Genomic DNA, 16826 nt, shown 5'->3' on the forward strand with positions numbered 1-16826 from the left:
GGGACATGTCCAGCGAAGAAAGCGACCTGGTGCTCGAGCACGTGAACCAGGCACCAGCAGGACCCACCGAGAGCGACGAAACCAAGGTGCTCGAAGGCCTCGGGTACGCCCTCAACCCGGCCACCGGCGTGTACGAGGGAGGCGACCCCGATGGCGACGAGTAGCCAGATGCTCGCCGCGGCCCGGACAAACCTCGGGTTGCGTGGCCGGCCGAACACAATCACCCGCGCGTACGCCAGCCGGAACGGCGACGCGTTCCTCAACGCCGCCTGGTGCGACATGGCCGTCACCTACTGGGCGCGTAAGTCCGGTGCGACGTCGGCGGTCCTGCCGAAGGGCGACCGGGCTTACACGGTGTGGCACGCCCAGGACTTCCAGGCCGCCAAGCGCTGGTACACCGGGACGAAGGCGAACGTCGACAAGGCCAAGCCCGGCGACGTCATCTTCTTCGACTGGGGCGGGTCGGACAGCGTCGGCGCGATCGATCACGTGGGGGTCGTTGAGAAGACGCTTGGCGGTGGCCGGGTGCAGACGATCGAGGGCAACACCGGCGACGCGTGCGCCCGCCGGGTCCGCTCCTACGTCGACATCGCCGGGTACGGACGCCCGGCCTACACTGCGCCGAAGCCGCTGAAGCCCACGGCGCGGTACCCGTTCAAGGCCTCAACGCTCATCCGCAAGGGCTGGAACGACAGCGAGGGCGTACGGGTCGTGCAGAAGCGACTCAACGAACTCGGCTCACGGCTGGTGGTCGACGGCGACTTCGGCCCTCGCACCGAGACGGCCGTGCGTGCCTTCCAGAAGAAGAAGCGTCTGGTGGTCGACGGCATCGTGGGCCCGAAGACCTGGGCGAAGCTGTTCGGCTGACCATGCCTCGGATGCTCGGACGGTACGAGTCACCCGGCTGCTGCCCAGGGTCAAAGCAGGGCTACGGTCCCGGCCCGGACTGCTCAGGCTCCGAACGCAGCACCCGCAAGCGCAAGCGATTCGAGAAGCGCACATGGCGACGTGAGGCCACCAACGAACTCACGCGGTCCGACAAGGACTGACCCCGCTCAACCTTCCGCCCCGGTCCAGATGGCCGGGGCTCTCGCATGCCCAGGAGGCATCGTGAAGCCTGTCCGGATCTTCGGCCTCGAGCCGGCTGCCATCCTCTACGCGGTAAACGCCGCTGTCGCCCTGCTCGTCTCGTACGGACTCGACCTCACACGGGACCAGGTGAGCGCCGTAACCGTCATCGTCACGGGCGTGCTCGCCGCTGCCGTCGCCGCGCTGACCCGGCCCGTGGTGGTGTCCACCATCACCGGTGCCGCAGCGACGGTACTCACCGCCATGGCCGCGTTCGGCTTCGAGCTCACCGCCGACCAGATCGGCGCGACTGTCACCGCGCTGTCGATCGTGCTGGCGCTGCTGCTGCGGCAGAACGTGTCGCCGACCCCCGTCACCACGCGCGCGTAGCGACGGCCTTCTTAGGGGCAACCCCTGAAAAGACTGGGCGTCCACACGAGACGGGCCCCGCACCTCCACACGGAGGAGCGGGGCCCGCTTCGTCATGTCCGGGGTTCAGTCGTTCACCGCCGGCTCCTCCGGTAGTCCGCCCACTGCCGGGTGAGTGCGGCATGCTCGGCGACCCACGCCGCGGCGTTGACATCGCGGCGTCTGCTCCACCGCTCAGCGAACGCGTCGGCGAACAGATCCTTCGCGGCCGGGTCGGCGGCGGTCCACGAGGGGAACTGGGCGACCCACCGCGCGGCCTCAGCGGGCGTGTGGCCGGCCTTGAGCAGCCACGGGATGAGCAGCCCCATCTCCACCCACGCAGCGCCGCGTGAGGTGAACGCCCAGTCGACGACGTAGGCGTGACCGTCCTCGGTTATGAGCAGGTTGGTGGCGTTCACGTCGGTGTGCAGGAGCGCCTCACCGGCCATCGGCGTCACGTCGTCGGCGACGGATTCCCAGCGTCTTTCGACCCGCATGGTGACCACGTCCGGGCAGGGCGTGGCCTGGAGCGCATCGAGGACTTTCGCCAGGATGGCCAGGTCCGGGGATCCGGGTGAGAAGTCGGCGTGCCGTCCGTCGACGTGCTCGAAGCCGAGAACGAGCCACCCCCCGGCTTCCGCGGTCCATAGAAGCCGGGGGGCGAACTCGGTCACGTGCGGGTTGATCCTGGCCTCGTTGCGCAGCGACCGGACCTCCGGGCCGTCCTTGTCCGGCGACATCATCCGGGCTGCCTTGACGAATAGCCGCCCGCTCACGGCGTTCACGGTGGCGGCGATGTCGGCGTGGTTCCCGGTCGGCGAGGACTCGACTCGGTGGATCGGGCCGGTATGCGCCTTGATCGCGCCAAGCACCTCGGGGGGCAGGTCAGTCCAGTCGCTACGCATGAGACCCCTTGTCAGAACCGGATGGTGAGCGGACCGTCCGACACCAGGCCGTCCCAGCTACCCATCGGCACCAGACCGCCCATGTCGTTGCACTCCGGCGGGCAGCAGGTGGAACCGGCCTCGTCGTCCCAGAACTCAGGATCGACGTACACGCCGGTCGCCTGCAGGTACGGGATGGTACGGGCGAGGGCGGCTCCGGACCGGATGTCGTCATCCATCACGGGCCGGTGGTGGATCATCGAGCCCGCGAACGCCAGGCTCATCGGAAGGTACACCTCGGTGCGCTGGAGCGCCCCGTGCCACGCCTCATCGACTGGCCGGGTCGGGACGATCCTGACGTAGGCGGCGGGGTCCTTGCGCTCCTCCCGGCGGATCTGGCCGGCCGCCTTCAGGTAGACGAGCATCTGACCGACGACGCGATCGGTGTAGGCGTGGGAGGTGTGGTGCTTCTTACGGAAGTCCTGCGTGAGCAGGTCGAACGCCCAGGCGGGGATCAGCTCGCGGGGGTCCTTGACGGCCGTGGCCGCCTTGTCGGTTGCGACTAACACGGTTCCTCCTTCTCACCGTCCGGCCTGCTGCCGGACGGAGCTGGCGGACGGGCGCGGCCCCAGATGAGTGACGACGTGACCGTCGGTCGCTGGGACCGCACCCTCGTAGGTAACCAAGCGTTGAGCGGCGGCGCGGGACCCTGGGGAACACGACACAGCTGTTCCACCCGCGCCGCCGCCGTCTATCCTCCCCCGACCCTGAGGCGGGTGCGGTCCCGACTGATGGGGTCGACCTGACTACCGGTCGCCGGAACCGCACCCGCGTAAAGGGTCGTACGGCCCGGCGTCAGGATGTGCCCCGGGCGACGCCGAGCCGTACGAGCGCAGGACGGCCGCGGGGGTCGGCCCGTTCCTGCGCCTTCCCGGGAGATCCGATCCCGGGGGATGAGCGGGCGCGCTGCCCCGCGCCGTTCGACAGCACGCCCACGACTGCAAATCCATGAGATGCCCACGGGTTACCGCCGGTCCGTGGACGTGGATGCGGTGGTCTGCTCCAGCCGCTCCTTGTGGGTCTGGATGTCGGCCAGGCCGGTGGTGATGGCCTCGGGCGGGATCGCGTCGCCGAGCACCTCGCCCGGGTCGGTGAACACCGGCCGGAGACTTGTCCATGTCGACGGCGGGGGAATGTTGTCCCAGGCAGCGTCTCCGGCCGGGTCGAGTCGGCAGCGCGCGATCAGCCCCTCGTACATGTATGCCGTGCGGACGAAGCTCAGCGCGACTCGGTGAACCAGGCCGCGCGCCATGGCCGGTGCAGACGTGAGCGCGTCCACGACCTCATCGAGGGCGAGCTCGTAGTCGTCTGTGACACCGCACGCGCCGGCACCTGCTCCGCTCACCACAGTCCACGAGTACAGCCGTGGCGGTTCCCAGGGTCGTTGAGGCATGCCGCGACGCTAAATCGGACATCGCACAGTAGGGGACATGGTTCATGTCCCCTACTTCAAACCAGCAGGCCAACCCGATCGGCGAGTTCATGCGCCTCGCGCCGGAGCTCTTGCGGCCCTTCGGTCAGCTCCAGCACCATCCGGCGCGCGTAGCCGTTGTAGCGGATCGTCTCGGGCGCGGCGACGTAGGCATCTTTCAGCGTGCTGAGCATCGCCGCGGGGTCGTCGCCGACCTGCCACGCCCTCGCAACCTCGATCAGATGTCGGCCGCGGCGTGGTTGAGAGGGAATGGCCGCACCCGCGCTGCGCCGGGCCTGCCGCGCGCTCTCCGCTCCCTGCCGCAACTCCACAGCGACCGTCACCGCGTGGGCCTGCATAATCACCCGGGAGAACGACGTCATCGGATCGTAGTGGTCGCTGGGCAGGTTGCTTGCGACTGCGTCAGCCTGCTCCCACCATCGCCACGCCGTGCCCTTCTCGCCCGCCCTAGCGGCCGTGTACGCGGCCTCGAAGTGCAGGGCACCCCACATCGCACGTAGGTCGTCGTCGGCGTCGCGCATACCCGGCCGGAGGACGTCCAACGCTTGGCGGTTGAGCGTCTCCGCAGCCTCGAAGTCGCCGGCGTCACGGTGCGCCTGCACCAGAAGCCACACGGCGCCGCCGAACGTCTTCAGGTCCTCGGATTCCTCGGCGGCCATAACGGCCCGCTCGGCGACGCGCCATAGCAAGTCGGCGGCCGGCTGGTAGGCGACGAAGAACTGGGCGAGGTTGTAGGTCTGCGCGAGGATCGCCAGTGCGCGCCGCCGGTCGGCACCGTCGAACGCTCGGACGGCATACCGACCATCGCGAATCATGTCGGGGAGGAGCCCACCGAGCACGGTCCGATGGTCGGGAGACGCATGCCGGGTCCGCCATGCGGCATCAAGCCGGGCCTGAAGGTACTCCAGGGACGGAGGCCGACCCGGGGTGGGCAGAGCGATGCTGTTGACCGCGTTCCGTACGGCCGGGAGCGCTGGGTGCCCGGGGCCGGTGAGCAACGTCATCGGCATCGACTGGTCGCCCGTGAGGTGGGAGAGGTCCCGGACCTTCAGCACCTCGGCGAGGCGGATCAACACCGGCAACTTCGGCTGCTGCAGCTGGCCCGATTCGATGGCCTTCACCCAGCGGCCCGACCTGCCCACCAGGCCGCCGAGGGCCTCGCGGGATAGACCACGCCTCTGGCGGAAGAACTTGACCCGCTGTCCGACAGTCAGATCCGGGTTGGCGGGATCCGTGTTAGCGTCATGCATAGGCCCTGCACCTTCCCTGAAGCCTCAACAACCTCAGGTTACGGTGTGGGGCCTAAGCATTACAGGGCTTCTCGCACAGCACGACGGTCCCCGCACACAGCGTGACGTCAGGGAGTGGGGCCAAGTCCGTGTGAGATGCACCAGGCGCTCACCGTGGCATTGGCCGACAGCGCGTTCGCGTTGTCGATCGGCGACCGCAGTTGCTCGCCGGAGAACTTCTCAGACGCCTCCCGCAGCGCGTCGACATCGCTGGACCCCGCGGATGCTCTGGCGGACCGGGCCGCTTCGAGTGCCGCGTTCATGTCGGCGCCGGCCGCGTCGGAGTCGGCGGCGTGCTGGCACGCTGCGATGGTCGACGTGTCGAAGGTCGGGCTGGGGTCCGCGTCGGTCACCGTGACGGCCGGTGGGGCGGGCTCCTGACCGGAGTTCGCCGAGCAGGCTGTGAGGGCGAGCGCGGCGGTGAGGATGGCGAGGGCTTTGCGCATGCGGGTCTCCCGGGGGAAGAGGGCTGACCCGTGAGACGCGCGATGTTGGCGGCTGGTTGGCGTCCAGATCCGGCCGTGCGCGCAACAAGTCCCCTTAGACGCCACGACGCCCCGCCGGTCACTAGGACCGCGGGGCGTCGTACGGGGTGGTGGTGCTCAGGCAGCGCGGCCCGCTGCGACCAAGCGGGTCAGGACCGCTATGAACGCTTCAGCCTCATCGAGCGTGAGCTTGGTGTAGGCGTCCAGGTCGTGCTCGGCGTTGAAGCGCACCATCTCGATGGTGGGCTGCGGGTCGTCGACGTGCTGCCCGAGGTAGGCCGTCAACTCGTCGGGGTGCGTCTTCATCCGCGCTTCGGTGAGCTGCGGGATCGCGGTGTCGCGGGGCAGGGAGACGACCCGGCGGGGGCCGTAGTGGAACTCGTCGTCGGTGCTGTGGTCGACGATGCACCACTCGGCGCAGGTTGTCTCTGTAAGCTTCTCGACCATGGGGGTTGAGCCTCCGATACCAGGTTAGATCCCCTAGGGCCCGTTTCCGGTGTTTGCCGCACCGGGCGGGCCCGCTTTCGTCGTTCTGTAGGTATGACGCCGGGGACACCTAGATGGTTCACACTAAGTTCCGGTATTTTGTTCCGCATGGACGCACAGGAAGCGCTGGAGAAGCTGGAAGCGGCAGCGCGCCGATTCCGGCGAACGAAGAAGGCACACAACGACGCGCGTGAGGCAGCCGCGAAGGCTGTGCTGGAGGCGCTGGCGGCCGGCGCCCGACCGACCGATGTGGCCGCAGCGGCTCCGTTCACGGACACCTACGTGCGGAGGATCGTCCGAGAGGACAAGGAGCGTCGCGAGCGCGAGGAGGCCGAAAACTGACCGGTCACCCAGGTTTCCCAGATGGGAAACCTAGAGCCAGAGGCTCGGGAACACAGCGGCTGATCACCTTCCCGGCGCCGGGGAAGTAATCGCGAAGAAGGTCCTCCTCACGGCTGGCCCTGTTCTCGTCCACGTGTTGGGACCGGTAGGCGGTCACCCAGTCCCGCACCATCTCGCGCACGTCCCCGATCACCATCGCAAACTCGCGCGCGAACCAGACAGCACCGAATGACACCACGGTGACCCCGGTGAGCAACTCAGCGAAATCTGACATCTCGTGTCCCCCTTGCTCTCGCATTAGTTGGACGCTCAAAAGAGGCGACCCGCCTACCCCGAAGCGGGTCGCCTCTCAGTTCATCGCCTTCTCTTGCGCGCAGCCGACGACCTCGATCGTGAGGCGGTGGTCCGCGAGCGCGGCCGGGTCTTCGCGCGCATCGTCCGCCGCGGCTTGGACGCCTTCTCGGTCAGGTGCGTCGCCAGCGTCGCCAGCAGCAGGGTCAGCACGATCGCCAGCGTGGAGATCAGCGCCAGACCGAGCTGAGTCACCAGAGCGAGCGTCGTCGCTCCGGATCCGGCGGTCGCTGCCCAGGCCGCGCCGGCCTGCTTCCACTCGGACATGGCGCGATTGTGGGACCGGACGCGGGTTCCGTCGCGGCGGGTGTAGCTGTGAACGCGGGCGGTTCTCTTGGCCGTGGACATGATCATTTCTCCTTCTGTTCCTCGGGTTTGGCCCTCTACCGTCGACCCCCGCTGTAGAGGGGGATCTCTACTGCGGTAGATGGAGGGGTAGGACGCCGCTGACCTGCGAGGTAGGCACGCGTAGAGGGGATAGCCCGCAGCCCACTCCCGAGCCCCTACAGGCCCGTTTTCGGGGGTCACGACGGACGCTCGAAACTGTCGGCCGCCGTCATCAGATCGGACTTGTGGTAGCCGTTCCGGTTGACACCCTTGATCTTCACCTGGGTCGTTGACCGCTGCACTCCGGCCATCGCGAGTTCCTCGGCGAGCCGCTCCGGAGACCAGTCGCCGTAGCTGTCCTCGTCGTAGTTGACGAGGCGGTTCAGCAGGTCGGTGGTGTGCATCTTGTCGGCGCTGCGCATCAGGTTCAGCGCGTCCGACAGCACCTGTGGGATCGTGCCGAGCACGGCCGCGGTGAGCGCCTCGTCAGCGGCGTCGCCGGTGAGGGTCCCGGCTGCGGCACGCAGCGTCCGGCCTCGCTCGCAGATCCGCATAAACGCGGGCAGGTTGAGGTAGTCGTGCTTGACGATCACGTGGTTGTCGGCCCCGAGCGACAGCACACCGACGCCCTTGTGCTCCTCCGCGAGGATGCTCGCATCGGCGCCCTGAGCGGCCCGACCCTTGCCGAGCACCATGTCGGAGCTGGCGCGATCCACGACCTGAGTGCAGAAACGGATGCTGACGATGTCCCGCAGCCGAGTCGGCACCGAGTCCGCGTCCGGACGCTGGGACGCGAAGTTGCAGATGAACCCCGCGGCCGGCCCACGCCGGGCGATGCGGCACAGGCGGTCGATAAGCCTGTCCTTGCGCTTCTGGTCGCTGATCGCGGTGAGGTATTCCTGCAGCTCATCGATCGTCACCATGGTGATCTGGAGCCCGTACCGCTGGCAGATCTCCGGGGTCAGCTTGGCGTCCGGCTGCGACATCATCGGGATCTTCCGCAGCTTCGCGTACGCGGCTTCCATGTCGTCGATGGCCTCGTCGAGCATGGCCTCGAGGCCGTAGATGTCCTCCTCCTCGGCACCGACCACGTACCGGTGAGCGACCAGGCCGATCGGCCGCCAGTCGCTACCGCCCTTCCCGTCCGCCAGGTAGTGCTTGACCGACGGATCCAGCACCCCAGCCGACACGGGAAGCCGCTGACCTGCGGTCTTACCGCGCCTCATGAGGCCGCCGTAGAACGCCGACTGCCACAGGAACAACGCCCGCACCGGGTTACCGCGAGCGTCCCGACCCAACGGCACCGGCTTCCAGATGTCGAAGGACTCCAGCTCCTCCAGCGGTGAGGGGTGCGGGTCGTCCAGGTAGGGGTCATCGTCGGACACCCACACCGACAGCCGGCCAGCGTGCCCGCCACGGGCAGCGCGGACCCGCCGCAGGTCAAGCTGGATCTCGTCCACGCCGAGCTCTGCGGCGAGCTGGTCCCGCTTGGCCAGCACGTCCTTGGCCGACTTGCCGCTGCCTCGGGGGAGGTCGATGACCGCTGCCCAGCTGGTGAGGGTGTCACGCATCGGCCGCTGGACCATGACCAGGCGGGGTGCGTTCTCGTCTTCGTCCTTGCCTTTGAGCAGGCCGACAGCCCGGAACGCCTCGTTGAGGTCTTCGGCGCTCAGATCAAGCTGAATCGGCAGGTCAGGGGCATCGAGGACCCCGTGCTCCTCGGCGGGGCCACCCCACCAGGCCGCCACACCGAGCGCCATCACCCCTTCGACGAGGAGCGCCGGCGGGAACATGGCAGCCTCAACGGCCATGATCCCAGCGGTGACCAGGGTCGTGCCGCCGGTAATGGCGCCCCGGATACGCACGCGCTCGTTGCGGTGGGCGAGCAACGCCAGGTAGGTGGCGGGGTCCTGCTGCGCGATCGCGGCCCGGCGCAGCGGCCGGGCCTCCCAGTCGAACACCCAACCCAGCAGCGCCGCGACGCCGCGCGCCGTGCCGACGACTCCGCGGACCACGATGCGGACGGTGTACTTCGGGCTGCGGATCGCGTGGAACGCGAGCATGTGCTTCGCCCACCGCGTCCGCCACTCGATGTAGGCCTCGATCCCGGCACGGCTCGTCGCCCACACCGGCAGCAGGGCCGGCAGTTCCCGCTCCTCGAACTCGACGACCACGCCCTCGAGCGGCTCGACGGCCTCGGACTCAGGTACGGCGAGTACACCGTCACGAGTACGCACTTCATCGTCAGGTACGCCGTGCTCTACGGACTCAGAAGCGGGCTCGGTCTTGTGCAGCACAACGACATTGCCGCGGGTCTCGTCTTCGGGGCCCTGAACGGGCATGCTGGGGTCTCCTCTGTTGAGGACCTGGCCCCGGGCGTCTCTCTGGTAGGTGAACCCGGGGCCAGGTACGTGTCAGGTACGGATGAGCGTCTTCAGGTACGCGCGGATCTCATCGGCCTTGTCCTGGCCGACGCGCATGCGCTCCTTGATGGCGCGGAACGACGGCAACACACCGGCCGCGAGCTCCTTGGCGAACACCTTGGCGGCCTGTACCTGGTCCGTACCTGGCTCAGGTACATCACCCGCGAGATCGATCGCGGCGAGCCGCGCCACCCGGGGGAGCCAGACGACCGCCGGTCGGGTCCACGTCCTCATCGGGGCGTCGGAGAACCGCGTCCCGGTGCCTCGGACCACGGTGATGTGGACGGGCGAACGGCCGGCCTTGGCCGCGGCCTTCGCCAGCTTCTCCGCGCGCCTGGCCGCCTTCTGGGCCTCCCGTGCATGCCTCCTCCGCCGCAGCTCGATGACCGCTGCTGACCATGCGGCATCCACGGTGGCGTGACCGTCGCGGATGCTGAGCGACCGGGCGACCCACGTCGTGCGGGGGTACTGCGTCCACCGGGCCAGACCGAACCGCGGACGGGACTCGGGCAGCTTCCCGTCCGCGCGCAGCTTCCGCCGGTGGATCAGCAGCGTGTACAGCTCCCACAACGCGATGCCCGCGAGGGACATCACACCGAAGGAAGCGGCCTTGGGAGTCGGCTCGGTCAGGGCCTGGTGTGCGGGGAGCGCGTGCCAGTAGTTCATCAACGCCGCGGCGGACGCGAACAGCCATGTCGCGACCCGGAAGATCGTGCCCTGGTCGCCGTCCTGGCGGGCCTGGTGGTACATCCACCCGCAGAACGCCGTCGACAACTCCCAGCCCGCAGCGAACACGAGCCCGCCGGCCAGCGGCCACTCCAGCGTCCCGGTCGCGAACCCGAGCTGACCGATCCACGCGACGGTCATCGGCGCCAGGATCGGACCGGCGATTATCACCCGGCGGCCGACGGTCGGCGCGAGTTCGGCCAACCGTGCCGCGAACGCCGCACGGGCCGCCCGGCGCTTGGCCCGCTTCTCCGCCGTCTCCTGCGCGCGGGCCGCCTTGCGCTCACGGTCGAGTGCGTCCTGCTCTCGCTGCTGCTGCAGCCGGAGGCCGGCCTCACGGGCCCGCATCTCCACGGCAGCCTCACGGTCAAGCCGTGCCTGCTCGGCACGCTCCCTGAGGAGCGCAGCGCGGCGGGTCGTCGGCTGAACCTCGGTCGGCGTGCTCATCGTGGCTCCTTGTTCGGCTCTGAATCTCGTGGGCGGACGACGCGAAGGGCTAGCGCGGAGGCGAAGAGCGCCCAGGCCAGGAGGCCGATCAGCATCAGCAGCGGAACGTCCACGTCGGACAGCCACGCCACCTCGAGCGCGGGTGTCACGACATGCATGAGCAGCAGGACGATCAGCACCGTCGCGACTCGGCGGATCATCGTCCGTCCAGTTCTGAGGGGAGATCGGCGACCGCGGTCTTCAGGTCGTCGATGGTCTTCGCGCGCATCGTCACCTCGAGCCGGTCTTCGAGCTCGCTCTGGTTCAGGCGGCCGGCCTCGAAGTGCGCGCGTAGGGCGTTGGCGAAGATGTCCCGCTCGGTGTCGCCGATCCTCGGGCCGGACCGGTAGCCCTCGAGGAGCTGCGCCACGGTCGGCGCCTGGTTGCGCAGCTCGGCGCGACGTGCCTCGACCGCGGCTTGATGGCGCCACCACCGGCGGATCTGGTCGTACGTGGCCGCTGCGCAGCCCAGCGTGGACAGCAGCGGCAGGATCACCGGGACGGTCACGGTGTTGACGCAGGCCTGATATCCGCCGTACACCAGAGCGCCGACCATCGTCAACGACAGCGTGCTCTCGACGACGTCTCTGCCGTTCATTGGTCGTCCTCCTCGTCGGTGGGGCAGTTCCGGAGGGCGGGGAGCACGGCCGCCAGGGTGACCGCCATTGCGACCGCCCCGGTCTCGATGGCGCCCCTGGGGGACAGGTCCAGGAACGCGCCGAGCACCATGCCGGTGACGGCCATCAACCCGTTGAGCAAGAGCGCCTGGGCCTCGTACCTCATTGGCCGGCCTCCTCGATGAGGGCCACGGCCTGCCGGAGCAGCTCGGCGAGCTCACCTGCGCCGGTCGCCTCGACCACCCACGCGAGGGCCCGCGCCTGGTCGAGCGTGAGGTTGGTGACGTCGTGCTTGGCGAGCTGACCCGAGGCCAGGTCGTATCCGGTCACATCCACGGTCGGCGCTTCCCGCACCCACTCTTCGCTGGTGCGCTCGTCGACCTGGATGACGTACACGGCGAGCTCGGAGACGGCGCCGCGGCGCACACGCCCGACCTCGATCAGGTGGGAGAGGAACAGCCACTGCTCGGCGTCGCGGTGAGTGCGCGTGCACCACTTCGGGCAATCAAGACGGGCGCTCACCGGCCGGCCTCCGTCCCGCCGGACGGGCCGGACTCGCGAGCCGTCTTCTCAGGGTCAAGCCTGAGAAGCCCGCCGGGAGCTTCAGCCGGCCACATTGTCGATGTGGGCGACTCAGGGGCGCTCCGGCCGATCAGAATCGGGGTCTCCTCGACGGTCTGCGTGAGGAGGACCAGCGCGCCGGACAGCCGACCGATCCAGTCGAGCAGGTCGACCGTGCTCGCCCGGCCGATGCTGGTGCCGTCGAACGCCCGCAATGTGTTGTGAGAGACGCGCAGGGCGTCGGCGAGAGGGTCACGCGACTTGGGGCTCATCGGCCGGCCTCCTCGAGCACCTCGGCGCCGTCGATCAGCGACCGGGCGAACTGGAGGATCTCGGTGGGGTCGAGGACGGCGAGCACCTGGGCGAGGATCACCGCGTCGCCGGGGGTGAAGTCGAGCGGCACGTCGGGGTAGGTGTCGGTCCGGATCACGTGCATGTGCGGGTCCAGCGACATGCCTCTGGTGTGCTCAGCCCACACGAGCCTGATGGAGACGTGTCCGCCGGCGTACTCGGCGACGGTGGCACGGTGGTGAATGACGTCTGCCGCTGTCGGGTGCGAGGAGAAGCCACACCACGTGACCTGGCACGGGGTCATACGATCTAGGGCCATGGAGGCCCACCTCTTTCGGGAGAGTCCAGTGGGTGTCCTAGGCCTCGTCCGGTGTTAGCGCACCGGGCGGGGCCGCTTTCGTCTGCGGAGGGCAGACAGGAGAAGAGGTGGGCGGAGCGCGGGGCCTCAGTTCCGCCTCTGTTCCGTTGGAGGCCCGAATATGGCCAACATCAACCAACGGCGCCAAACGGTAAATCGCGAGGTCAGACGGCCACCCTGTGGCGTTGCCGCAGGTCACCGGATCGCACACAGAAGAACTGAACATAGACAAAGATCCGCAGGGAGCGTCCCCAGCGGTCGTCCGCCTTCAGATGGGCCCGTCCTTCCCGATCTCGTGTCGCCGTCGCTGTCACGCCTAAGCCCGCGAGCTCCCTCTGGAGCTCCGCGAGGCAGGTCTCGACCTGGATTCGTGGCTCGCCGTCGGACATGTCCGCTCACCTCGGTCCACCGCTTGGTGCGGTCCGTAAGGGTTTGACTACCGACAGTGAGGATTACATGGAGAGCGTTGCTTATGCAACTGCATAATGGAATTGGTTGCACGGAGCGTTCAACACCGGCACACTGACCGTTATCACTCGGGGGTGGTCGGATGGTCCTGGAGCAGAGCCCGACCGTACGCAAGCTCCGCCTCGGCATCGAGTTGCGCAGACTACGGCTGCGAGCCGGCCGCAGCATGCCGGAGGCCGCCGACCACGTCGCCCGGACCGATTCGTCGATCAGCCGGATGGAGACCGGTCAGGTGGCGGTGAGCGAGCGCGTGCTGGACAAGCTCTGCGAGCTGTACGACGCCCGTTCCGAAGAGCGCGAGGCCCTCCGCATCCTCGCCGCCGAGGCCCGGCAACGCGGCTGGTGGCATGCCTACGGCGACTCGCTGCTCCCGGGGTTCGACGTCCATCTCGGCCTCGAAGCCGAAGCCGGCACCCACTGGATCTACGAGCCGGAGGTCGTGCCCGGACTGCTGCAGACCGAGGGCTACATGCGGGAACTGATCTGGGCGGAGCCGCGCCCGCTGCCGGACAAGGTGACGAACGATCTCCTGGCGGTTCGCCGCCGACGACAGGAGCGGCTCACCGGCCAGGACGCTCCGGCCCTCTGGGTCGTCCTGCACGAAGGCGTGCTGCGCCACGACGTCGGCGGCACCGCGACCATGCGGGCGCAGTTGGAGCACCTGCTCTCGATGTCACGGCAGAGCAATGTGACGCTGCAAGTGCTGCCCTTCAGCGCGGGCGCGCATCCGGCGATGCGCACCGGAGGATTCACCGTGCTGTCGATCCCGATCGGCGGCGACGTGACCTACGACGTCGTCTACCTCGAACACCGCACCGGCGGCCTCCATCTCGACAGACCCGCCGACGTGGGCGGGCAGTTGGCGGTGCACGACCGTCTCCGGGCCAAGGCGTTGAGCCGCGAGGACTCCCGGACACTGGTCGAGCGGCTGGCGAGAGGAACGGCCCCGGGCGAAGGAGCCGACCGTCGTCCGGGAGGCACGGGGGCATGACGCCGGCCATGAGGTCCTCGACCGTCAGCGCCCCGGCGCGCCGCCGCCCGATGAACGTGCGCGGGGCTTCTCGAGCTGCTCGAGCAGGGTACGGGGGCCTATCACCGAGGCGCCCAGCGCCTCGCAGCGGGAGCGCAGTTCCCGGTCGGCGGTGACGACCACATAGGCGGCGTCCGGATCCGCCTCACGCACCACGTCGACGATCGCGTCGTCTCCGCTGCCGGGCGCGCGGACCACTCGCAGTGCCGGGGCTCCTCGCCGGGCGCCGCCGGGGACGTGTCCGCCATCGGCCACCGGACCGCGCGCGGCGGCGCCCTCGACCACGAGCACGATCTCTGGAAAGCAGCGGTCGTACGGAGGTATCCCGGTCATGCCCTCGTCAAGCAGCCCGATGAGATCGTCGCGCAGTCGCACCGCCGCCCCCGCCCGGTCTCGCCACCAGCCGTCGGCGCGGGCGCCCATCACGTTGGCTGCGTCGACGACGAGGACCGGACGGAGCAGCACGGTGCGCAGCCGCGGCCACGACTCGGCGAACGGCGCGAACAGCCGCATCCGCTCGATGTCCGCCGCGCGTTCCCAGGCCGCGTCGCGGGTCTCGAGCGAGGCCGGCCGCACCACGACCCGTTCGGGCGCCGCGGCGATGACGGACGTGAAACTCCAGCCACCGTGGTCGTCGGTCATGGTCCCGTACACCCGTACGTCGTCGGGCGTGAGCGTGCTCTCCTCGGCGGTCTCGCGCAGCGCGGCCGCGACCTCGCCCTCATGACTGTGCCCCGCGCCGCCGAACATGCCCCACGTCCCGCCCCCGTTGCACCACCAGGCGCGCTGTTGCAGAAGCACGTACGGCTCGGCGCCGGGCTCATCCCGGTGGAAGGCGAGCAGCCCGGACGCGCCGTGCCTGCCCCAGTGAATGTGGCCCCGCCCGCAGCGTGCCCAGCCATCGCCGTCTCCCATGACCACGACACTAACCAGGCCCGAGGGCGTGCGCCGGAACGGTCGTCCGTCGACACACCGCAGATATCGCCCGATCGGCCCCGCTCACCGAGCGAATTTCCGGTTCCGCCCCATACGATGGGCTCAGTCGTTCCAGGGGCGGCCGTGGCGTGGGTGTGAGCCCGCTGACGGGGCCGGGACGTCACCGCACGACGTTGAGGAGAACTCCATGCCCGCCGTTTCTCTGGAGCCCGGTGATCCACGGCGGCTGGGCAGGTTCCGGTTGCTGGGCCGGCTGGGCGAGGGCGGGCAGGGCATCGTCTACCTCGGCGAGGGTCCGGCAGGAGAGCAGGTCGCGGTCAAGGTGCTCAAGACCGGGGCCGATCCACGCGCCCGCGACCGGCTGTCCCGTGAGATGGCGGCCGCGATGCGCGTCGCGCAGTTCTGTACCGCGCGAGTGATCGACTCTTCGGTCGACGGACCGTTGCCGTACATCGTGAGCGAGTTCGTCGACGGCCCGTCGCTGCAGGATCGGGTCTCCGAGCGAGGACCGCTGTACGACGGGGACCTGGACCGGCTGATGCTCAACACCGCCCGGGCGCTGCGGGCGATCCATCGGGTCGGCATCGTGCATCGTGATCTCAAACCCGCCAATATCCTGCTGGGCCCGGACGGACCACGCGTCGTGGACTTCGGCATCGCCCGCGCCATCGACGCCGACGTGCCGACCCAGATGGTCGGCACGCCCGCGTACTTCGCGCCGGAATGGCTGCGCAACGAGCCGCCGACCCCCGCGTCGGACGTGTTCGCCTGGGCCGGGACCATGGTGTTCGCAGCGACCGGCCGCCCGCCGTTCGGGCACAACACCAACCTCCACGCCGTCCTGAACCGGGTCGCCAACGACGACCCCGATCTGAGCGGCGTGCCGCAGCGCCTGGTGCCCCTGCTGGAACAGTGCCTGGACAAGGACCCGGCCCGCCGGCCGACCGCGGCCGAGGTCGACGAACGGCTGCTGGACGCGCACGTCGGCTCGGACGCCGAGCAGGACACGCATGGACGCGGCGCGGGCGGACGTCGTGACGTGCCGCCTCCGCCGCCCGACGCCACCGCACCGTCTGAGACCTCCGAGCCGGCTCGGCCGCCGGACCCGGCTGTGACGTCCAGCGACCCGGACCCCGCGGAACCCCGCGGACGGCCCGTACCACCGGAGCCGGCGCGCGCATCCGCCGGCCGGTCGCCCGTGCGCGACGCCCGGCCTCGGCCCGAGCCGATGCGGGCGGCGACCACCCAGGCGCCCGTGCCGCCGGCGGATCCGGGGACGGGGCACGAGCGGGCACCGCGCCCGCCGCTCCCTCGTGAGGCGTCCGCCCCACGCCCGCACGAGCCGAGCCCACGACCGCGAAGGGACGGGCGTCGCCGCCGCGTCGCCCTGCTCGTCACCCTGCTCGTGATCGTCGCGGTGGGCGCGGCCCTGGGACTCCGCCTGGTCCGGGGCGGCTCCGAGGACGCCACCATCCCGCAGGCCTACGAGGGCACCTGGACCGGTACGGTGCTCCAGGGCGAGGGCTTCGACAACAACGGCGTCGGGGCCACGATGACGATGCAGCAGGGCCAGCGGTCGGCCACGCTGAGGTACAGCACCCTGACCTGCGACAGCGAGCTCAGCCTCAAGGAGCACAGCGCCGTCGAGCTGACGTTCGAGGTGACCCGGGGCCAGTGCCCGGCCGGCACCGTGCGCGTCTTCCTCAGCGACGGCGTCCTGGAGCTGAACGCCTCGGGTCCGCAGACCTACACGGCGAACGGAAAGCTGCGCCGCAGCGGCGGGTGAGGCGGGGGCGGG

The 16826-nt window shown here is 69.4% G+C and carries 25 protein-coding genes; 7 read left to right on the forward strand and 18 right to left on the reverse strand.

The window, feature by feature from the left end; genetic code table 11:
- Window positions 1–5 precede the first annotated feature (5 nt).
- The 4 genes from HKK72_RS11055 (at window position 6) to HKK72_RS11070 (ending at window position 1458) form a co-directional block, all read left to right on the forward strand.
- Window positions 6–164 (forward strand): hypothetical protein, encoded by a 159-nt coding sequence (locus tag HKK72_RS11055; RefSeq protein ID WP_187234215.1) that lies wholly within the window; start codon window positions 6–8, stop codon window positions 162–164.
- Window positions 151–867 carry a peptidoglycan-binding protein gene (locus tag HKK72_RS11060; RefSeq protein WP_187234216.1) on the forward strand — a complete coding sequence of 239 codons (717 nt, stop codon included), beginning with the start codon at window positions 151–153 and terminating at the stop codon, window positions 865–867. Before HKK72_RS11055 ends, HKK72_RS11060 begins: the two co-directional genes overlap by 14 nt.
- Window positions 868–878: 11 nt before the next feature.
- Complete coding sequence (locus HKK72_RS11065; protein WP_187234217.1) at window positions 879–1049, forward strand: hypothetical protein; 171 nt, start codon at window positions 879–881, stop codon at window positions 1047–1049.
- Window positions 1050–1110: 61 nt separating this feature from the next.
- Window positions 1111–1458 (forward strand): hypothetical protein, encoded by a 348-nt coding sequence (locus HKK72_RS11070; protein WP_187234218.1) that lies wholly within the window; start codon window positions 1111–1113, stop codon window positions 1456–1458.
- A 113-nt stretch (window positions 1459–1571) separates the two neighbouring features.
- Here HKK72_RS11070 and HKK72_RS11075 read toward each other — a convergent pair whose 3' ends face one another.
- From HKK72_RS11075 to HKK72_RS11105, 7 genes are all read right to left on the reverse strand, one after another.
- Complete coding sequence (locus tag HKK72_RS11075) at window positions 1572–2381, reverse strand: phosphotransferase (RefSeq protein WP_187234219.1); 810 nt, start codon at window positions 2379–2381, stop codon at window positions 1572–1574.
- Between the two features lie 11 nt (window positions 2382–2392).
- A complete protein-coding gene (locus HKK72_RS11080; RefSeq protein ID WP_187234220.1) occupies window positions 2393–2929 on the reverse strand; it encodes a hypothetical protein in 537 nt (178 codons plus the stop codon).
- 286 nt (window positions 2930–3215) lie between these two features.
- Window positions 3216–3356, reverse strand: coding sequence for a hypothetical protein (locus tag HKK72_RS11085; protein ID WP_187234221.1), 141 nt, complete (start codon window positions 3354–3356; stop codon window positions 3216–3218).
- Window positions 3357–3384: 28 nt separating this feature from the next.
- The gene (locus HKK72_RS11090) at window positions 3385–3813 is read right to left on the reverse strand and encodes a hypothetical protein (RefSeq protein ID WP_187234222.1); all 429 of its coding nucleotides are present in this window, start codon (window positions 3811–3813) and stop codon (window positions 3385–3387) included.
- A gap of 56 nt (window positions 3814–3869) precedes the next feature.
- Window positions 3870–5102, reverse strand: a complete 1233-nt coding sequence (locus tag HKK72_RS11095; RefSeq protein ID WP_187234223.1) for a helix-turn-helix domain-containing protein — start codon at window positions 5100–5102, stop codon at window positions 3870–3872.
- Window positions 5103–5209: 107 nt separating this feature from the next.
- Window positions 5210–5587 carry a hypothetical protein gene (locus tag HKK72_RS11100; RefSeq protein WP_187234224.1) on the reverse strand — a complete coding sequence of 126 codons (378 nt, stop codon included), beginning with the start codon at window positions 5585–5587 and terminating at the stop codon, window positions 5210–5212.
- A gap of 156 nt (window positions 5588–5743) precedes the next feature.
- A complete protein-coding gene (locus HKK72_RS11105) occupies window positions 5744–6073 on the reverse strand; it encodes a DUF6907 domain-containing protein (RefSeq protein WP_187234225.1) in 330 nt (109 codons plus the stop codon).
- A gap of 147 nt (window positions 6074–6220) precedes the next feature.
- On the opposite strand from HKK72_RS11105, the gene HKK72_RS11110 reads away from it, so the two are divergent.
- Window positions 6221–6454: a hypothetical protein gene (locus tag HKK72_RS11110; protein WP_187234226.1), complete on the forward strand. Its 234-nt coding sequence runs from the start codon at window positions 6221–6223 to the stop codon at window positions 6452–6454.
- Window positions 6455–6458: 4 nt separating this feature from the next.
- Here HKK72_RS11110 and HKK72_RS11115 read toward each other — a convergent pair whose 3' ends face one another.
- From HKK72_RS11115 to HKK72_RS11160, 10 genes are all read right to left on the reverse strand, one after another.
- Window positions 6459–6728 (reverse strand): hypothetical protein, encoded by a 270-nt coding sequence (locus HKK72_RS11115; RefSeq protein ID WP_187234227.1) that lies wholly within the window; start codon window positions 6726–6728, stop codon window positions 6459–6461.
- Window positions 6729–6808: 80 nt separating this feature from the next.
- Window positions 6809–7153 (reverse strand): hypothetical protein, encoded by a 345-nt coding sequence (locus HKK72_RS11120; protein ID WP_187234228.1) that lies wholly within the window; start codon window positions 7151–7153, stop codon window positions 6809–6811.
- A 176-nt stretch (window positions 7154–7329) separates the two neighbouring features.
- Window positions 7330–9474, reverse strand: coding sequence for a DUF3631 domain-containing protein (locus HKK72_RS11125; protein ID WP_187234229.1), 2145 nt, complete (start codon window positions 9472–9474; stop codon window positions 7330–7332).
- 72 nt (window positions 9475–9546) lie between these two features.
- Entirely contained in the window at window positions 9547–10728 is a 1182-nt protein-coding gene (locus HKK72_RS11130) for a hypothetical protein (protein WP_187234230.1), read from the reverse strand.
- A complete protein-coding gene (locus HKK72_RS11135) occupies window positions 10725–10928 on the reverse strand; it encodes a hypothetical protein (protein WP_187234231.1) in 204 nt (67 codons plus the stop codon). The genes HKK72_RS11130 and HKK72_RS11135 overlap by 4 nt, the downstream gene beginning before the upstream one ends.
- On the reverse strand, window positions 10925–11365 hold the full coding sequence (locus tag HKK72_RS11140) for a DUF1707 domain-containing protein (protein WP_187234232.1): 441 nt from the start codon (window positions 11363–11365) through the stop codon (window positions 10925–10927). The genes HKK72_RS11135 and HKK72_RS11140 overlap by 4 nt, the downstream gene beginning before the upstream one ends.
- A complete protein-coding gene (locus HKK72_RS11145) occupies window positions 11362–11550 on the reverse strand; it encodes a hypothetical protein (RefSeq protein ID WP_187234233.1) in 189 nt (62 codons plus the stop codon). The genes HKK72_RS11140 and HKK72_RS11145 overlap by 4 nt, the downstream gene beginning before the upstream one ends.
- Entirely contained in the window at window positions 11547–11906 is a 360-nt protein-coding gene (locus tag HKK72_RS11150; protein WP_187234234.1) for a hypothetical protein, read from the reverse strand. The genes HKK72_RS11145 and HKK72_RS11150 overlap by 4 nt, the downstream gene beginning before the upstream one ends.
- Window positions 11903–12217 (reverse strand): hypothetical protein, encoded by a 315-nt coding sequence (locus HKK72_RS11155; protein ID WP_187234235.1) that lies wholly within the window; start codon window positions 12215–12217, stop codon window positions 11903–11905. Before HKK72_RS11155 ends, HKK72_RS11150 begins: the two co-directional genes overlap by 4 nt.
- Window positions 12214–12555, reverse strand: a complete 342-nt coding sequence (locus HKK72_RS11160; protein ID WP_187234236.1) for a hypothetical protein — start codon at window positions 12553–12555, stop codon at window positions 12214–12216. The genes HKK72_RS11155 and HKK72_RS11160 overlap by 4 nt, the downstream gene beginning before the upstream one ends.
- A 589-nt stretch (window positions 12556–13144) precedes the next feature.
- On the opposite strand from HKK72_RS11160, the gene HKK72_RS11165 reads away from it, so the two are divergent.
- Entirely contained in the window at window positions 13145–14053 is a 909-nt protein-coding gene (locus HKK72_RS11165; protein ID WP_187234237.1) for a helix-turn-helix domain-containing protein, read from the forward strand.
- A 24-nt stretch (window positions 14054–14077) separates the two neighbouring features.
- Here HKK72_RS11165 and HKK72_RS11170 read toward each other — a convergent pair whose 3' ends face one another.
- Window positions 14078–15007 carry an NUDIX domain-containing protein gene (locus HKK72_RS11170; RefSeq protein ID WP_222720576.1) on the reverse strand — a complete coding sequence of 310 codons (930 nt, stop codon included), beginning with the start codon at window positions 15005–15007 and terminating at the stop codon, window positions 14078–14080.
- A gap of 208 nt (window positions 15008–15215) precedes the next feature.
- Here HKK72_RS11170 and HKK72_RS11175 point away from each other — a divergent pair, with 208 nt between their 5' ends.
- Window positions 15216–16814: a serine/threonine-protein kinase gene (locus HKK72_RS11175; protein WP_187234239.1), complete on the forward strand. Its 1599-nt coding sequence runs from the start codon at window positions 15216–15218 to the stop codon at window positions 16812–16814.
- The last annotated feature ends 12 nt before the right edge of the window (window positions 16815–16826 follow it).

It is taken from the genome of Actinomadura sp. HBU206391, from assembly GCF_014323665.1.
Taxonomy (GTDB): domain Bacteria; phylum Actinomycetota; class Actinomycetes; order Streptosporangiales; family Streptosporangiaceae; genus Actinomadura_C.

Bases quoted from the DNA above. Each gene is read 5' to 3' on its own strand.
- HKK72_RS11065 (WP_187234217.1), top strand. From the start codon at position 879: ATGCTCGGACGGTACGAGTCACCCGGCTGCTGCCCAGGGTCAAAGCAG.
- HKK72_RS11145 (WP_187234233.1), bottom strand. From the start codon at position 11,550: ATGAGGTACGAGGCCCAGGCGCTCTTGCTCAACGGGTTGATGGCCGTC.
- HKK72_RS11125 (WP_187234229.1), bottom strand. From the start codon at position 9,474: ATGCCCGTTCAGGGCCCCGAAGACGAGACCCGCGGCAATGTCGTTGTG.
- HKK72_RS11110 (WP_187234226.1), top strand. From the start codon at position 6,221: ATGGACGCACAGGAAGCGCTGGAGAAGCTGGAAGCGGCAGCGCGCCGA.
- HKK72_RS11055 (WP_187234215.1), top strand. From the start codon at position 6: ATGTCCAGCGAAGAAAGCGACCTGGTGCTCGAGCACGTGAACCAGGCA.
- HKK72_RS11155 (WP_187234235.1), bottom strand. From the start codon at position 12,217: ATGAGCCCCAAGTCGCGTGACCCTCTCGCCGACGCCCTGCGCGTCTCT.
- HKK72_RS11170 (WP_222720576.1), bottom strand. From the start codon at position 15,007: ATGGGAGACGGCGATGGCTGGGCACGCTGCGGGCGGGGCCACATTCAC.
- HKK72_RS11140 (WP_187234232.1), bottom strand. From the start codon at position 11,365: ATGAACGGCAGAGACGTCGTCGAGAGCACGCTGTCGTTGACGATGGTC.
- HKK72_RS11115 (WP_187234227.1), bottom strand. From the start codon at position 6,728: ATGTCAGATTTCGCTGAGTTGCTCACCGGGGTCACCGTGGTGTCATTC.
- HKK72_RS11175 (WP_187234239.1), top strand. From the start codon at position 15,216: ATGCCCGCCGTTTCTCTGGAGCCCGGTGATCCACGGCGGCTGGGCAGG.
- HKK72_RS11160 (WP_187234236.1), bottom strand. From the start codon at position 12,555: ATGGCCCTAGATCGTATGACCCCGTGCCAGGTCACGTGGTGTGGCTTC.
- HKK72_RS11120 (WP_187234228.1), bottom strand. From the start codon at position 7,153: ATGTCCACGGCCAAGAGAACCGCCCGCGTTCACAGCTACACCCGCCGC.
- HKK72_RS11090 (WP_187234222.1), bottom strand. From the start codon at position 3,813: ATGCCTCAACGACCCTGGGAACCGCCACGGCTGTACTCGTGGACTGTG.
- HKK72_RS11135 (WP_187234231.1), bottom strand. From the start codon at position 10,928: ATGATCCGCCGAGTCGCGACGGTGCTGATCGTCCTGCTGCTCATGCAT.
- HKK72_RS11130 (WP_187234230.1), bottom strand. From the start codon at position 10,728: ATGAGCACGCCGACCGAGGTTCAGCCGACGACCCGCCGCGCTGCGCTC.
- HKK72_RS11105 (WP_187234225.1), bottom strand. From the start codon at position 6,073: ATGGTCGAGAAGCTTACAGAGACAACCTGCGCCGAGTGGTGCATCGTC.
- HKK72_RS11075 (WP_187234219.1), bottom strand. From the start codon at position 2,381: ATGCGTAGCGACTGGACTGACCTGCCCCCCGAGGTGCTTGGCGCGATC.
- HKK72_RS11060 (WP_187234216.1), top strand. From the start codon at position 151: ATGGCGACGAGTAGCCAGATGCTCGCCGCGGCCCGGACAAACCTCGGG.
- HKK72_RS11165 (WP_187234237.1), top strand. From the start codon at position 13,145: ATGGTCCTGGAGCAGAGCCCGACCGTACGCAAGCTCCGCCTCGGCATC.
- HKK72_RS11100 (WP_187234224.1), bottom strand. From the start codon at position 5,587: ATGCGCAAAGCCCTCGCCATCCTCACCGCCGCGCTCGCCCTCACAGCC.
- HKK72_RS11095 (WP_187234223.1), bottom strand. From the start codon at position 5,102: ATGCATGACGCTAACACGGATCCCGCCAACCCGGATCTGACTGTCGGA.